14 protein-coding genes are annotated in these 15,616 nt (G+C 72.6%); 3 read left to right on the top strand and 11 right to left on the bottom strand.

Translation table 11 applies throughout. The features are described from left to right. The first annotated feature begins 67 nt into the window (after window positions 1-67). Window positions 68-1,147, top strand: a complete 1,080-nt coding sequence (locus tag DMB38_RS06625) for a mechanosensitive ion channel domain-containing protein (protein ID WP_125934354.1) — start codon at window positions 68-70, stop codon at window positions 1,145-1,147. Here the strand turns inward: DMB38_RS06625 and DMB38_RS06630 are convergent. The 4 genes from DMB38_RS06630 to DMB38_RS36650 form a co-directional block, all read right to left on the bottom strand. Beyond that, window positions 1,106-2,704 carry a Na+/H+ antiporter gene (locus DMB38_RS06630; RefSeq protein WP_125934355.1) on the bottom strand — a complete coding sequence of 533 codons (1,599 nt, stop codon included), beginning with the start codon at window positions 2,702-2,704 and terminating at the stop codon, window positions 1,106-1,108. The two genes, DMB38_RS06625 and DMB38_RS06630, sit on opposite strands and share 42 nt — an antisense overlap. A gap of 22 nt (window positions 2,705-2,726) precedes the next feature. Next, window positions 2,727-3,668 carry an RluA family pseudouridine synthase gene (locus DMB38_RS06635; protein ID WP_125934356.1) on the bottom strand — a complete coding sequence of 314 codons (942 nt, stop codon included), beginning with the start codon at window positions 3,666-3,668 and terminating at the stop codon, window positions 2,727-2,729. Window positions 3,669-3,726: 58 nt separating this feature from the next. Further along, window positions 3,727-4,395, bottom strand: coding sequence for a signal peptidase II (gene lspA, locus DMB38_RS06640; RefSeq protein WP_125934357.1), 669 nt, complete (start codon window positions 4,393-4,395; stop codon window positions 3,727-3,729). A 115-nt stretch (window positions 4,396-4,510) separates the two neighbouring features. Then, window positions 4,511-4,981 carry a TraR/DksA family transcriptional regulator gene (locus tag DMB38_RS36650; RefSeq protein WP_240662004.1) on the bottom strand — a complete coding sequence of 157 codons (471 nt, stop codon included), beginning with the start codon at window positions 4,979-4,981 and terminating at the stop codon, window positions 4,511-4,513. Between the two features lie 49 nt (window positions 4,982-5,030). Here DMB38_RS36650 and DMB38_RS36655 point away from each other — a divergent pair, with 49 nt between their 5' ends. Together DMB38_RS36655 and ileS are read left to right on the top strand one after the other, a co-directional pair. Further along, window positions 5,031-5,528 carry a hypothetical protein gene (locus DMB38_RS36655; protein WP_240662005.1) on the top strand — a complete coding sequence of 166 codons (498 nt, stop codon included), beginning with the start codon at window positions 5,031-5,033 and terminating at the stop codon, window positions 5,526-5,528. 424 nt (window positions 5,529-5,952) lie between these two features. Further along, window positions 5,953-9,123 (top strand): isoleucine--tRNA ligase, encoded by a 3,171-nt coding sequence (gene ileS / locus DMB38_RS06650; RefSeq protein ID WP_125934358.1) that lies wholly within the window; start codon window positions 5,953-5,955, stop codon window positions 9,121-9,123. Between the two features lie 219 nt (window positions 9,124-9,342). On the opposite strand, the gene DMB38_RS06655 is transcribed toward ileS, so the two are convergent. The 7 genes from DMB38_RS06655 to DMB38_RS06685 form a co-directional block, all read right to left on the bottom strand. Continuing rightward, complete coding sequence (locus tag DMB38_RS06655) at window positions 9,343-10,581, bottom strand: DivIVA domain-containing protein (protein WP_125934359.1); 1,239 nt, start codon at window positions 10,579-10,581, stop codon at window positions 9,343-9,345. Window positions 10,582-10,645: 64 nt separating this feature from the next. Next, the gene (locus DMB38_RS06660; protein ID WP_018837714.1) at window positions 10,646-10,933 is read right to left on the bottom strand and encodes a YggT family protein; all 288 of its coding nucleotides are present in this window, start codon (window positions 10,931-10,933) and stop codon (window positions 10,646-10,648) included. A gap of 63 nt (window positions 10,934-10,996) precedes the next feature. Beyond that, on the bottom strand, window positions 10,997-11,635 hold the full coding sequence (sepF, locus tag DMB38_RS06665; protein WP_125934360.1) for a cell division protein SepF: 639 nt from the start codon (window positions 11,633-11,635) through the stop codon (window positions 10,997-10,999). Between the two features lie 121 nt (window positions 11,636-11,756). Next, window positions 11,757-12,554 (bottom strand): YggS family pyridoxal phosphate-dependent enzyme, encoded by a 798-nt coding sequence (locus DMB38_RS06670; RefSeq protein ID WP_125934361.1) that lies wholly within the window; start codon window positions 12,552-12,554, stop codon window positions 11,757-11,759. Beyond that, entirely contained in the window at window positions 12,554-13,300 is a 747-nt protein-coding gene (pgeF, locus tag DMB38_RS06675; RefSeq protein ID WP_125938856.1) for a peptidoglycan editing factor PgeF, read from the bottom strand. Before pgeF ends, DMB38_RS06670 begins: the two co-directional genes overlap by 1 nt. 33 nt (window positions 13,301-13,333) lie before the next feature. Further along, window positions 13,334-14,548: a cell division protein FtsZ gene (gene ftsZ / locus DMB38_RS06680; protein WP_125934362.1), complete on the bottom strand. Its 1,215-nt coding sequence runs from the start codon at window positions 14,546-14,548 to the stop codon at window positions 13,334-13,336. Window positions 14,549-14,789: 241 nt separating this feature from the next. Beyond that, complete coding sequence (locus DMB38_RS06685) at window positions 14,790-15,611, bottom strand: FtsQ-type POTRA domain-containing protein (protein ID WP_125934363.1); 822 nt, start codon at window positions 15,609-15,611, stop codon at window positions 14,790-14,792. Window positions 15,612-15,616: the final 5 nt, after the last annotated feature.

Below are 15,616 nucleotides of genomic sequence, written 5' to 3' on the forward strand. Positions count from 1 at the left end.
TGCCGCCTCGCTCCCCACGGATCGTGGCAGATACGGTCGGGAAGGTCCGCGTACGAAGGAGGCTCACGTGTCCACCGAGGATGTGCTCCGGCCCGTCCTGGTCATCGGCGGCGCCGTGGCGGTCACCGCGATCGCCGGGGTCGTGGTCGACCTGCTGCTGCGCCGGGCCGACGCCCGGCACCCCGAGACCCCGATATGGGGCCTGCTGCGAAGCTGCCGGGCGCCGCTGCAGTTCGCCCTGCTGACGTCGATCCTGCTGGGCACGTACAAGCGCGCGGACCTGGCGCACAGCGACGACAGCCGCACGATCGTCACCCGCGTGCTGACGCTGCTGCTGATCGCGTCCCTGGCGTGGCTGCTGACGAAGGTGCTCGCGGCCGCCGTGGAGCTGACGTACCACCGCTACAAGGCCAAGGCCCGCGACTCCGCCCGCCGCCGGCGGGTGCGCACGCAGCTCACGCTCATCCAGCGCGTGGTGGTGTTCGTCATCTGCACCGTCGCGGTGGCCTCGATGCTGCTGACGTTCCCGCAGATGCGCGCGGTGGGCACCTCGATGCTCGCGTCCGCCGGGGTCATCGGCATCATCGCGGGCATCGCCGCCCAGTCGACGCTGGGCAACCTCTTCGCGGGGCTGCAGATCGCCTTCGGCGATCTGGTGCGCATCGGCGACACGGTCGTCGTGGAGGAGGAGTGGGGGACGGTCGAGGAGATCACGCTGACGTTCCTGACGGTGAAGACCTGGGACGAGCGCCGCATCACCATCCCCGTGTCGTACTTCACCAGCCAGCCCTTCGAGAACTGGTCGCGCGGCGGCCCCGAGCTGACCGGCACGGTCTTCTTCCACCTCGACCACTCCACGCCCGTGCGCGAGCTGCGCGAGCGGCTGCACGAGGTGCTGCTGGGCTGCGCGCACTGGGACGGGCGCGGCTGGAGCCTGGTGGTCACGGACACCACGCCGACCACGATGCAGGTACGGGCGCTGGCCACCGCGCGGGACGCGGACGCGCTGTGGGACCTGCGGTGCATGGTGCGCGAGGAACTGATCACCTGGCTGCGGGAGAAGCACCCCTACGCGCTGCCGAAGGTGATGACGGCGCAGGCGCCCCTAGACGGCGCCCGGAAGGGCCCGGACGTCGAGGTGCCGTAGGACGCGGTCGACGATCTCGGGGTCGTAGCCCTCGCTGCGGGCCGCGAGCAGTTCGTGCCGGGCCGCGGAGAGCAGTTCCCCGGTGATCTTCCGGCCGGTGCGCAGCCGCTCCAGACGCTGGGCGTGCGCCTCGCGGCGGTCCTCGTCCACCAGGTCCGGGTAGAGCCGGGTGGCGATGCCGTACGCGGCCCGCTGCAACTGCTCCGCCATCTCCTCCGGCAGCTCCTGCACCTGCTCGATCTCCGCCAGCCGCGCCCGCGCCGCCTTCGCGGCGCGCAGCGCCAGTTGGCGCTCCAACCGCCGCTCGGCCTCGGCGTCGGCGGCCACGTCGAGCCGCCGGACCAGCCAGGGCAGCGTCAGGCCCTGGCAGAACAGGGTGGCCAGGACCACGGCGAAGGCGATGAAGAGCAGGTCGCCGCGGTGCGGGAACGGGCCGCCGCCCTCCACGGTGACCGGGATGGCGAGCACCAGCGCCACCGAGGCCACACCGCGCATCCCCGACCACCACATGACGACGGTCTCCCGCCAGGTCGTGGGGATCTCCTCGTCCTCGTCCGGGTGCCCGCCGCGCTGGTGCAGCCGCTGCGCCAGCGCGGCTGCGGGCAGCAGCCACAGCAGCCGTACGCCCACGACCACGCCGACGACGGCGGCGGCCGCGCCCACGAGCGCCCCGTCGAAGTCGCCGGAGGCGACGACGGTGTGCAGCTCGAGCCCGATCAGGCCGAAGGCGATGCCGGTGACGAGGGTGTCCACGACGTCCCAGAAGCTGCGCTCCGCGAGCCGGCCGAGGACGTCGTCGGGGTCCGTGGCGTACTCCGACAGGTAGAGCGCGGTGACGAGCACCGCGAGCACCCCTGAGCCCTTCAGCTCGTCCGCCAGCACGTACGCGGCGAACGGCACCAGCAGCGTGCAGCCGATCTTCAGCGTGGGGTCGTCGAGCAGCCGCATCAGCCGCTCCGCGGCCCAGCCGAGGCCGAAGCCGACGGCGAGCGCGACGACCGTGGAGAGCGCCAGCAGCCCCGCGGCGCCGGCCACCGAGAAGCTGCCGGAGACGGTCGCGGCGATCGCCACGTGGTAGAGCACGATCGCGGTGACGTCGTTGAACAGCCCCTCGCCCTCCAGGATCGACACCAGCCGCCGCGGCAGCCCCAGCGACCCGGCGATGGACGTGGCGGCGATCGGGTCGGGCGGCGCCACCAGCGCGCCCAGCACCACCGCGGCGGCCAGCGGCAGCCCGGGGACGACGGCGTGCACGGTGGCCGCGACGGCGGCGGTGGTGACGAAGACCAGCGCGACGGCGAGCAGCAGGATGGGCCGTACGTTGTGCGCGAACTGCCGCCAGGAGGTGCGCTGCACGGCCGCGTAGAGCAGCGGCGGCAGCACCAGCGGCAGGATGAACTCGGGCGGGATCTCGACGTTCGGCACGAAGGGCAGCAGCGCCAGCACCCCGCCGAGCAGCGTCATCAGCACCGGCGCCGGCAGCCCGAGCCGCTGGGCGACGGGGACGGTGATCAGGGCGCCGAGCACCAGGGTCAGCAGCAGCGTGAACTGGTCCATGGCCGTCGCGCTGCCGCGGCCGTCAGGCGCTGTCCGCGCGTACGGTCTCCAGGGCCTGCCGCAGATCCTCGGGGTAGTCCGACTCGAACTCGACCCACCGGCCGTCCTCGGGGTGCTCGAAGCCGAGCCGTACGGCATGCAGCCACTGCCGGTCCAGCCCGAGCCGCTTGGCGAACACCGGGTCGGCGCCGTAGGTGAGGTCGCCGACGCAGGGGTGGCGGTGGGCGGACATGTGCACGCGGATCTGGTGGGTGCGGCCGGTCTCCAGCTTGATGTCGAGCAGGCTGGCGGCGCGGAACGCCTCCACGAGGTCGTAGTGCGTGACGCTGGGCTTGCCGTCGGCGACGACGGCCCACTTGTAGTCGTGCACGGGGTGGCGGCCCACGGGGGCGTCGATGGTGCCGCTGAGCGGGTCGGGGTGGCCCTGGACCAGCGCGTGGTAGCGCTTGTCGACCGTACGCTCCCGGAACTGCTGCTTCAGCAGCGTGTACGCGCGCTCCGACTTGGCCACCGCCATCAGCCCCGAGGTGCCGACGTCCAGCCTGTGCACCACGCCCTGCCGCTCGGCGGCGCCGGAGGTGGAGATGGCGTACCCCGCGGCGGCCAGGCCGCCGACGACGGTGGGCCCGCTCCAGCCGGGGCTGGGGTGGGCGGCGACGCCGACGGGCTTGTCCACGACGACCACGTGGTCGTCGTCGTAGACCACGGCCATCCCGGGCACCGGCTCGGCGACGATCCGCACCGGCGCCGCCGGCGCCGGCATCTCGACCTCCAGCCAGGCGCCCGCCGTGACCCGGTCCGACTTCCCGGCCTCCCGCCCGTCGACGAGGACCTTGCCGGCGCCGGCCAGTTCGGCGGCCTTGGTCCTGGAGAACCCGAACATCCGGGCGAGCGCGGCGTCGAGCCGCTCGCCTTCGAGGCCGTCGGGTACGGGCAGGGTGCGGATCTCGGGCACGGTACTCACCCGGGAAGTATCGCAGGCGCGTACGGGCGTGCCGTTCAGCCGCGGTGGATCGTGCCGTTCAGCCGCGGTGGATGGTGCCGTCGGGGTCGAGGCCGCGGAAGGAGAGGATCACGATGAGGATGCCGCCGCAGACGATCGCGGAGTCGGCGAGGTTGAAGACCGCGAAGTGCTCGGGGGCGATGAAGTCCACCACGTGGCCCTCGAAGAAGCCCGGGGAGCGGAAGAGCCGGTCGGTGAGGTTGCCGAGCGGGCCGCCGAGCAGCAGGCCGAGCGCGATGGCCCAGGGCAGGCTGTAGAGCTTGCGCGCCAGCCGGGCGATGACGCCGATGACGATGACGGCGATCAGCGTGAAGATCACGGTCATCGACTCGCCGATGCCGAACGCCGCGCCGGCGTTGCGGACGACCTGGAAGCGCAGCAGGTCGCCGACGATCTCGACGGAGCGGTTGTCCGGCTCCAGCCGGGCCACCACGATCAGCTTCGTGACGAGGTCGAGGGCGTAGACGAGGGCGGCGACGCCCAGGAGCACGCCGATGCGGCGCGGCCCGCGGGCCGCCGCCTCCGGCGCACCGTCCCCGGCCTCCGCGGCCGTGTCGCCCGCGGTCGCCTTCCCGGCCGGGTCGGCGGTGTCGGCGTCGGCCACGGCCTTCTCGTCCGCGGCGGAAGCTGCCTCGTCCTCCCCGCGGGGCTCCGTGGCGTCCCCGCTGATCCGCTCCGCCTCTGTCACGTGTGTGCCCTCCGGTGCGCTGACTGGGGTCGAGCGTACGACACACTCGTACGAGCCGTCGCACCACAGCCCGCAACCGCCGCCGTCCGGCCCCGTCAGCGCCTCCGGCGATCCCTCAGCGGCGTTCCTGCCGCTGCTTGCACTCCACGCACAGGGTGGCCCGCGGGAACGCCTGCATCCGCGCCTTGCCGATCGGCTTGCCGCAGGACTCGCACCGTCCGTACGTGCCGTCCTCCAGCCGGACGAGGGCACGCTCGGTCTGCACCAGCCGCTCCCTGGCGCCGGCGGCGAGCGCCATCTCGTGCTCGCGGGAGATGTTCTTCGTCCCCGTATCGGCCTGGTCGTCCCCGGCACCGCCGCCGGAGTCGCGCATCAGCCCGCTGACGGCCTCCTCGGAGGCGCGGATCTCCGAGCGCAAACTCGCGACCTCGTCCAGCAGGCCCTGGCGGGCCTCCTCGATCTCCTCGGGAGTCCAGGGGTCCTCCCCCGGACGCACGGCCAGCTCCCCCGGCTCGGCCGGGGCTGCCGTCCCGCCCGCCGTCTCGGCCGCCGGGGCCTCCACCACCTGCGTCTTCTTTGCGACCACCGTCTTGGCTCCCGTCTTCTTCCCCGGAGACGTCCTGGCGGACGTCTTCTTGGCCGCCGCCTTCTTCGCCGGCTTACGCGCCGGAGCGGCGGCCCGTGCCGCGGTTTTCCTCGCGGGCTCGGTCCCTGCGGCCGGCGCCTTCCTGGCCGCGGCCTTCTTCGCGGGCGGCGACTTCCCGGCGGGGGCGGCCGCGCCGGCCGCCTCCGCGGTCGCCGCCGTCTTCTTCCCCGCCGTCTTCTTCGTGGCCTTCTTCGTAGCCTTCTTCGTGGTCTTCTTCGCGGCCTTCTTCGTGACCTTCTTCGCGGCCTGTTTCTTCGCCGCCCGCTCCCCCGGGGCCGTGGCCCGGCCCGCGGCGGCCTTCCGCACCGGCGCCTTCTTTGCCGCCTGCTTCGCCGTGGTCTTCTTCGCTGTGGACTTCTTCGCCGCCGGCGCGGTCTTCTTCGCAACCATGGCCGGGACCCCTTCACATATTGTGATCTTGTTCGCGAACGGTGCCGGAACGATAAATCGACACTGGGTCCGCGGCAACAGGGCACGCCATGGCTGACCGGTCTCAAAACGTTGTGCCCAGCCCCGCGCCGGGTAATCCCGGGCTTCCGCTCGCACGTGCGGTTTGCCGGCGCTGGGCCGAACGGCCCAGCGCCCCGCCGCGGAAACCCGGTCGGCGGCGCGTGCCCCGGGGCCGTACACTGTCGGCAGCGACAGGCGTGGATGGGGACGAGTACCTCCGTACGCAGCCGAGGAGCGACCCGGGGACGGTGCGAGCCCGGGCGGTGTGCGCGGAGCGAAGATCACCCCGGAGCCGCCGGAGGAAAGCCCCTGGGCGAGTAGAACCGGCAGCCGCTGCCCCAATGAGGGGGCGGTGGGCGCGCCCCGCGCGCTCCGCCGCCAAGGAGGGTGGTACCGCGGGAGCCCCGGCTCTCGTCCCTCCGGTTCGGCCGTCAGCACGCCAGCCGGAGGAAGAGTCCCCGATGACCACGCCCCTGTACCGCCCGGTACCCGCCCAGGTCGACCTGCCCGCCCTCGAGCACGCCGTGCTCGACTTCTGGCGCGAGCAGAAGGTGTTCGCCCGCTCCCTGGAGCAGTCGGAGGGCCGGCCCGAGTGGGTCTTCTACGAGGGTCCGCCCACCGCCAACGGCATGCCGGGTGCGCACCACATCGAGGCCCGCGTCTTCAAGGACGTCTTCCCCCGCTTCCGCACGATGCGCGGCTACCACGTGGCGCGCAAGGCCGGCTGGGACTGCCACGGGCTGCCGGTGGAGCTGGCCGTGGAGAAGGAGCTGGGCTTCAACGGCAAGCAGGACATCGAGGCGTTCGGCATCGCCGAGTTCAACGACAAGTGCCGCGCCTCGGTCCAGCGGCACACGGACGCCTTCGCCGAGCTGACCGAGCGGATGGGCTACTGGGTCGACCTGGACGACGCGTACTGGACGATGAACTCCGAGTACGTGGAGTCCGTCTGGTGGTCGCTGAAGCAGATCTTCGACAAGGGCCTGCTCGTCCAGGACTACCGGGTCTCCCCCTGGTGCCCGCGCTGCGGCACCGGCCTGTCCGACCACGAGCTGGCGCAGGGGTACGAGACCGTCGTCGACCCCTCGGTCTACGTCCGCTTCCCCCTCACCTCCGGCCCGCTGGCCGGCGAGGCGTCCCTGGTCATCTGGACCACCACGCCGTTCTCGCTCACCGCCAACTTCGCGGTCGCGGCCCACCCGGAGGTCACCTACGTCGTCGCCACCGACGGCAACGAGAAGGTGGTCGTCGCCGAGCAGTTGGCCGGCAAAGCGCTGGGCGAGGGCTGGGAGACCACGGGACAGTCGTTCACCGGCGCCGAGATGGAGCGCTGGACGTACCGACCGCCCTTCGGCCTGGTGGACCTCCGGGACGCGCACTACGTGGTCAACGCCGACTACGTCACCACCGAGGACGGCACCGGCCTGGTCCACCAGGCCCCGTTCGGCGAGGACGACTTCAAGGTCTCCCGGCAGTACGGCATCGAGGTCGAGGTACCGGTACGCGCCGACGGCACCTTCGGCGAGGACCTGCCGCTCGTCGGCGGCCAGTTCTTCAAGAAGGCCGACGAGACGCTGGTCGCCGACCTCGACGCCCGCGGCCTGCTCTTCCGCCACGAGCCGTACGAGCACAGCTACCCGCACTGCTGGCGCTGCCACACGCCGCTGATCTACTACCCGCAGCCCTCCTGGTACATCCGCACCACCCGCGTCAAGGAAGCCCTGCAGCGCGAGAACGAGCGGACCACCTGGCACCCGGACTCCGTCAAGCACGGCCGCTACGGCGACTGGCTCGACAACAACGTCGACTGGGCCCTCTCCCGCAACCGCTACTGGGGTACCCCGCTGCCCATCTGGCGCTGCGCCGGGGACCACCTCACCTGCGTCGGCTCCCTGGCCGAGCTCACCGAGCTGACCGGCACCGACCAGTCGTCCCTCGACCCCCACCGCCCGTACATCGACGAGGTCTCCTTCCCCTGCCCCGCCGACGGCTGCGCGCTGCGCGCGGAGCGGGTGCCCGAGGTCATCGACGCCTGGTACGACTCGGGCTCGATGCCCTTCGCGCAGTGGGGCTACCCGTACAGGAACAAGGACGTCTTCGAGACCCGCTACCCGGCGCAGTTCATCTGCGAGGCCATCGACCAGACCCGCGGCTGGTTCTACACGCTGATGGCCGTCGGCACCCTCGTCTTCGACAGGTCCTCGTACGAGAACGTGGTCTGCCTCGGCCACATCCTCGCCGAGGACGGCCGCAAGATGTCCAAGCACCTGGGCAACATCCTGGAGCCCATCCCGCTCATGGAGCGGCACGGCGCGGACGCGGTGCGGTGGTTCATGGCCGCCGGCGGCTCCCCGTGGGCCTCCCGGAGGGTCGGTCACGGGACGATCCAGGAGGTCGTGCGCAAGACCCTGCTGACGTACTGGAACACGGTGTCCTTCCAGGCGCTCTACGCCCGCACCGCGGGCTGGGCGCCCTCGGCCGCCGACCCGGCGCCCGCGGACCGGCCGCTGCTGGACCGCTGGCTGCTCGGCGAGCTGGACGCGCTGACGACCCGGGTGACCGACGCCCTCGACGGCTACGACACCCAGCGCGCCGGCAAGCTGCTGTCCGCCTTCGTCGACGACCTGTCCAACTGGTACGTGCGCCGCTCCCGGCGGCGGTTCTGGCAGGGTGACCCGGCGGCGCTCCGCACGCTCCACGACGTACTGGAGACCGTGACCCGGCTGCTGGCCCCGGTGGTGCCGTTCATCACCGAGCGGGTCTGGCAGGACCTGGTGGTGCCCGTCGTGCCGGACGCCCCCGCCTCGGTGCACCTGGCGACGTGGCCGGAGCCGGCCGGCTCCGGCGCCGCGGCGTACGACCCGGAGCTGTCGCGGCAGATGCAGCTCGTCCGGCGCCTGGTGGAGCTGGGCCGGGCCTCGCGGGCGGAGTCCGGGGTGAAGACCCGCCAGCCGCTGTCGCGGGCGCTGGTGGCCGCCGCGGGCTTCGCGGCGCTGCCGGAGGAGCTGCGCGCGCAGATCACCGAGGAGCTGAACGTCACCGCGCTCGCGACGCTCTCCGACGCCACCGGCGGCGCGGCCGGCGGCTCGCTGGTGGACACCACCGCGAAGGCCAACTTCCGCGCGCTCGGCAAGCGGTTCGGCAAGCGGGTGCAGGAGGTGGCCAAGGCCGTCGCGGCGGCGGACGCGGCGGCGCTGTCGGCCGCGCTGCGCGACGGCGGCAGCGCGACGGTGGAGGTCGACGGCGAGACGGTGGCCCTCTCCGCGGAGGAGGTCATCATCACGGAGACCCCGCGGGAGGGCTGGTCGGTGGCCTCCGACTCGGGCGCCACGGTGGCGCTCGACCTGGAGATCACCCCCGAGCTGCGCCGCGCGGGCCTCGCCCGCGACGTGATCCGGCTGGTCCAGGAGGCGCGGAAGAACTCCGGCCTGGACGTCGCGGACCGGATCCGGCTGCGCTGGTCGACGACCGACCCCGAGGTCCGCCAGGCGCTCACGGATCACGCCGGGCTCATCGCGGAGGAGGTCCTGGCGACGGACTTCGCGGCGGGCGAGGCGGCGGAAGCCGAGGGCTACGGCGAGCCGTTCACCGACGAGCCGCTCTCCCTCACCTTCCGGCTCGTACGGGCCTGATCCCGCAGCGCACCGGCGGCGCCCCGTTCCCGTGAAGCCGCGGGGGCGGGGCGCCGTCCGCGTCAGCGGTCCGGTCCCGCCTCGGCGCCGTACCGGACCCGCTCCCCCGGCCCCCGGGGCGTCCGGCCCCGTATACGGCCACGCAAAGGGCCGGGCCCCGCGGCGAGCGATCCGCGGGACCCGGCCCTTTGCGATATGCCGACGGCCGTCAGGCCGTGCTCAGTTGTCGTCCTCGTCGATGAGGAAGCCGCGCATCGGCGACGGCGGCTGCTGCATCGGACCGCCCTGGGGGCGCACCGGCGCCATGGGCTGCGTCATGGCCGGGGACATCTGCTGCTGGCTGCCGTACGACGGGCCGCCGGCCGGCGCCTGCCGGGTCGGCATGCCCTGCTGGCCGCCCATGGACCCGCCGCCCATCGAGCCGCCGCCCATGCTCGGGGGGCCGCTCATGGCACCGGCACCGGCCGGGGCCATCGAAGGCGTCGGTGCGGGCGCCGACGCCGCGGGCAGCGAGGCCGCCGCGGGCGTACGGGGCGGGGCCAGGGAGTCGTCCGCCTGGTTCTCCAACTGGCGGAGCTGGGACTCCAGGTACGACTTCAGCCGGGTGCGGTACTCGCGCTCGAAGCCGCGCAGGTCCTCGACCTTGCGCTCCAGCGTGGCGCGCGCGGACTCCAGGGAGCCCATCGCCACGCGGTGCTTCTCCTGCGCGTCCCGCTCCAGGGCGTCGGCCTTGGCACGCGCGTCGCGCTCCAGACCCTCGGCGCGGCTGCGGGCCTCGCCGACGATCTTGTTGGCCTCGGCGCGGGCCTCGGCGATCGCCTGGTCGGCGGTCTGCTGGGCCAGCGAGAGCACCCGGGCGGCACTGTCACCGCCGACGGGACCGCCCTGCTGCGGGCCGGGCCCGGGGTGCTGCTGCTGGGGCGGGCCGCCGACGTGCTGCTGCTGCGGCGGGCCGCCGTGCGGGGCGTGCACCGGGCCACCGGGACCGCCGGGGCCACCGTGCCCGCCCGGGCCACCGGGGCCCATCGGGCCGGGGCCGTGCGGACCGTGACCGGGAGGACCGCCGGGGCCACCGGGCCCACCCGGGCCCATGCCACCGGGACCTGCGGGCAGCTGGGGTGCGCCGGAAGGCAACTGAGGCGGGCCGCCCTGCGGCGGGCCCATCTGCTGCGGCGGCACCGGCTGCGGGCCCGATATGGCGGCGGGCACCGGCCCGCCGTGTCCGGGGGGTCCCGGCCGGTCCTGGGGCTCGGGGCCCTTGCGCATCCCCTGGTTCTGCGCCGCGGCCCGGGTCGCCGCGGCCAGCTTGGCCCGCAGGTCCTCGTTCTCGCGGAGCAGCCGGGTCAGTTCGGCCTCGACCTCGTCGAGGAACGCGTCGACTTCGTCCTCGTCGTAGCCCTCTCGGAGTCGGACGGTCGTGAACTGCTTGTTCCGCACGTCCTCGGGGGTCAGCGGCATTTCTTCACCTCAACGTAGTCATCGGCGACATCGGCATATCGACACTCTCCGTCCCGCTTCATCATCACCTCGCCCCGCCCACCACGGTGAGCAGGATGTAGACGATGATCATCAGGACGAAGAAGGACAGGTCCAGCGCCACGCCCCCTAGACGCAGTGGCGGAATGAACCGCCGCAGGAGCTTGAGTGGTGGATCCGTGACCGTGTAGGCGCCCTCAAGCAACACCACCATGGCTTTGCCCGGCTCCCAGGAGCGGGCGAACATGAACACGTAGTCCATGATCAACCGGAAGATCAGCACGATCAGGAAAACGAACAGCGCGATGTAGATCACTTGAAGCGCGACGTCCATCTCGCTGTGGTCCTCTCCCCTTCGCGTTCCGGCCCCACGGCCGCTCGCACAGTGTTGCTTGGCTCAGCTTTGGTTGAAGAACCCGCCCTCTGCGATGCGGGCCTTGTCCTCCGCTGTTACGTCGACGTTAGCAGGCGACAACAGGAACACCTTCTGAGTCACTCGCTCGATGCTGCCGTGCAGCCCGAAGACGAGTCCAGCCGCAAAGTCGACAAGTCGCTTCGCGTCCGTGTCGTCCATCTCGGTCAAGTTCATGATCACAGGCGTACCCTCGCGGAAGTGTTCCCCGATGGTACGTGCCTCGTTGTACGTACGCGGGTGGAGCGTCGTGATCCGGTAAGGCTCCCGCTCCGACACGGCCTTGGGCATGATCACCGGCGCACTCTTCTCCAGGCTGGGACGGTCAGGTGTGATGGAAGACACGGGAGCGATTCGCCCCGAACGCCCCGATTCGGGCAGGAGTCCGGGTGAACGCCCCGCCGGCTCGCGGTCCGTGGGCCGCTCCCGCTGCGCCGGCGGCGAAGCGATCGCCCGCGGCGGCTCCTCCTGCTGCGGCGGTTGCGGGGCGGCCTGGTGGCGGTGGCGCCGCTCGGGCTCGGGCTCCGGCTCGAACTCGTCGTCGGGGTCGTACCCCGGGCCGTCGTACCCATCGTCCTCCACGAGGCCGAGGTAGACCGCCATCTTGCGCATTGCGCCGGCCATGCTCTACGCCCTCCGCTCTGCGGTGGATCGACCTTCGCCAGTGACGTGATCCACGCTGCCCTGCCTGAATTGACCGGGAATGAAGCTTATTTTCTACTGTCGTCCGACTCGTTTGGCGACGTTACCGGAGCTGAGGCCGGACTCCGAGTACCGCGGTGCCGACGCGTACGTGTGTCGCTCCTGCGGCAATTGCCTCCTCCAGGTCCCCGCTCATCCCCGCCGAGACCATGGTTGCAGCCGGATGCGCGACGCGCAGGCTGGATGAGATTTCCATCAGCCGCTCGAACGCCGCCCGTTGCCGGCCCGCATACGCCCCCGCCAGCGGCGCGACCGTCATCAGCCCGCACAGCCGCAGCCCTTGGGCCGCCGCCACCGCGTCCGCGAGCGCCGGTACGTCGCCGGGCGCGACGCCGCCGCGGTCCGCCGTCGCACCGCGGCCCGAATCCTCGCCGGGCGCCGCGTCCTTGTCGAGCGCCACCTGGAGCAGACAGCCCAGCTCGCGGCCCTCGCGCGCCGCGGCGGCGGCGAGCGCGGTGACCAGCCGGGGGCGGTCGACGGAGTGCACGTAGTCCGCGTAGCGGGCCACGGAGCGCGCCTTGTTGGTCTGCAACTGGCCCACGAAGTGCCACGTGAGCGGTGCGCCCGCGCCCCGCTCCGCGCACCACGCGGCCTTGCCCGCGGCCTCCTGGTCGCGGTTCTCGGCCACGTGCCGTACGCCCAGGTCCGCCAGGAGCAGCACGTCGCTCGCCGGGTAGGTCTTGGTCACGACGACGAGGGTGACCTCCTCGCGCTTGCGGCCCGCCGCGGCGCACGCGCCGGCGATACGTTCCTCCACCGCCGCCAGGTTCGCCGCCAACTCGCCGCGGCGCTCCCGGTCCGCTGCCTCCTGCACTCCGCCGTCCCCCGTGAAGTCGGCCATCATTCCCCGTCCAGCCAGACGTACCCCGCGTGTCTGCCCGTGGCACCCTCGCGCCGGTAGGAGAAGTGGTCCCCGGACTCCATCGTGCACACGTCGGACACTGTGATCATTCCCACACCCAGCGCTTCCAACTGCGCGACCACACCCGCACGGATGTCCAGTGCCGGCGTCCCCCAGCTCGTCGTCGCCCGCGCCGCAGGCACCTGCCCGGCGGCCTCCTCGCGCAGCGCCTCGGGGACCTCGTAGCAGCGCCCGCAGACGGCCGGTCCGAGGTGGGCGACGATCCGCGCCGGCTCGGCGCCCAGCTCCGCCATCGCCTCGACCGCGGCCCCGGCCACCCCGGCGACCATGCCGGGCCGGCCGGCGTGCGCCGCGCCCGCCACGCCCGCGCCGGGGTCGGCGAGGAGCAGCGGGACGCAGTCGGCGCCGCGGGCGGCGAGCGGCACGTTCCGGGCTCGGGTGACGACGGCGTCCACGGCGGGCGGGGGCGCGTCCCCCCAGGGCCCGTCGACGACGGCGACGTCCCGCCCGTGCACCTGGTGCATCCACACCACCCGCGCGGGCTCCACCCCGAGCGAGCGGGCGGCGCGCTCGCGGTTGACCGCGACCGCCGCCGGACTGTCGGAGGCGGCACCGGCGCCGACGGCGCCGCCGAGGTTCAGCTCGGCGTACGGAGCGGCGCTCACGCCGCCCCACCGGTCGGTGAAGGCGAAGTGAGCGCCGCCTGTCGCGTATGTCTGCCCTATCACGGGTCGTACGTTACGTGATCAACGCGCCGGTCACTTGAGGAAGTCCGGCACGTCCAGCTCCTCGGCCTCGCTGTCCTGGTACGGCCGGGCCGCCGGCACCTGCGGCGTGGCGGCCGGCGGGACGGGCGCCGGGGTGCTGTCCGCGGTGCTGTCGCCGGAGAGGGAGCCGAGGCCGCTGAACGCGGGGCGCTCGGGCTCCGTGGACCGGGCGGGCCCGGGGTCCGCGACCGACTCGGCCGGGGCATCGTCGCGCCCGCCGTACGAGCCGAGGACCTTGTCCCGGTTCTTCGACGGCAGTTGGCCGCCGTCGAAGCCGGCGGCGATGACCGTGACGCGCACCTCGTCGCCGAGGGCGTCGTCGATCACGGCGCCGAAGATGATGTTCGCCTCCGGGTGGGCCGCCTCGCTGACGAGCTGGGCCGCCTCGTTGATCTCGAAGAGCCCCAGGTCCGAGCCGCCGGAGATGGAGAGCAGCACACCGCGGGCGCCGTCGATGGACGCCTCCAGCAGCGGCGAGGAGATCGCCATCTCGGCCGCGGCCACCGCGCGGTCGTCGCCGCGCGCCGAGCCGATGCCCATGAGCGCGGAACCGGCCTCCGACATCACGGACTTGACGTCCGCGAAGTCCAGGTTGATCAGGCCCGGGGTGGTGATGAGGTCCGTGATGCCCTGGACACCGGAGAGCAGCACCTGGTCCGCGGAGCGGAAGGCGTCGAGGACGCTCACCTGGCGGTCGGAGATCGACAGCAGCCGGTCGTTGGGGATCACGATGAGGGTGTCGACCTCGTCGCGCAGCGCGGCGATGCCGTCCTCGGCCTGGTTCGCGCGGCGCCGGCCCTCGAAGGTGAACGGGCGGGTCACGACGCCGATGGTGAGCGCGCCCAGCGAGCGGGCGATGTTCGCCACGACGGGCGCGCCCCCGGTGCCGGTGCCGCCGCCCTCGCCGGCCGTGACGAAGACCATGTCGGCGCCCTTGAGCACCTCCTCGATCTCCTCCCGGTGGTCCTCGGCGGCTTTGCGGCCGACATCCGGGTTGGCGCCCGCGCCGAGTCCGCGGGTCAGCTCGCGACCGACGTCGAGCTTGACGTCCGCGTCGCTCATCAGCAGTGCCTGCGCGTCGGTGTTGATCGCGATGAACTCGACGCCCTTGAGACCGACCTCGATCATCCTGTTGATGGCGTTGACGCCACCGCCGCCGATACCGACGACCTTGATGACCGCGAGGTAGTTCTGTGGTGCTGCCACGTCGAAGGCCTCTCGCCTCGAGTTACGTCTGCCGTTTGTGGGGGTCCCCGAACGCCGGTCGAACCCTAAGCGTGAAGTTTAGGGTTACCGCAGCATCCCGTACCTGGACTCTTGGAACGAGACACTAAGTCGACAAGGCTTCCGCGTTCAATGAACACGCCGAACCTCCCGTTTTTCTTTTCACCCTATGTGATCAGGCGTTGCGACCCCTCACGGGGGGTCTGAACTGCGCATATGTACGTCAACTCGACGACGCCGCGGGGGCGCTGGGAACGCTGACGTCGAAGTACCGCGCATCGCGCTCCGCTTTCATGACCGCCGCGAGCGCCTTCGACTTCGCCGCGCCCCGCTCCGCGCTGCCCCACAGCACGGTCCGGCCTCCGGACAGCTCGAGCGTGACGGAGTCATATGAACGCACAAGGATAGTACGGGTGTCACGGCGCACGCTCTCGGAGAGCGCGCCCGCGACCCGTACCGCGCTCTCGCGCAGCCGCTGCCTGCCGAAACGGTCGAGGCTCGGGGAGTCCGCCACCTGCATCTCCACTATCGGCACGTTCTCGGGCGCCGTACGCACCGTGGCGAACCGCACACCCTCGTCGTCGACTTCCACGAAAGACTCCCCCTTGCGCAACAGCACCGCCGGCTGCCGCTCGGTGACCTGCACCGCGATCCGGTGCGGCCAGACCCGGTCGACGTCCACGGTGCCGATACGCGGCAACTCGGCCGCCAGCCGCGCCTCGACCGCGTCGGTGTCGACGGTGGCCATCGGCACGTCCTCCGAGACCCGGGCCGCGTCCAGCACCTCGTCGGCGCTGAGCACGTCGGTGCCGGAGACCGTGACCCGCTCCACCCGCAGCCAGTTCGAGCCGTACAGGGCCCAGACGGCGAACCCGCCGAGCACGATCACCGCCAGCAGCACGGCGACCACCACCCGGCGGCGCGGCGGCCGCAGCCGGCCGCGGCCGCCGGCCGGCCGCCGGGCGGCGGGCGGGCCGCTGGACCCGGCACCGCCGCCACGCTCCTCGCGGCCGGCCGCCGCCTTCTCGCGGACCGCTCCGGCCATCCCCG

The organism is Streptomyces sp. WAC 06738, from assembly GCF_003945505.1.
Lineage (GTDB): Bacteria > Actinomycetota > Actinomycetes > Streptomycetales > Streptomycetaceae > Streptomyces.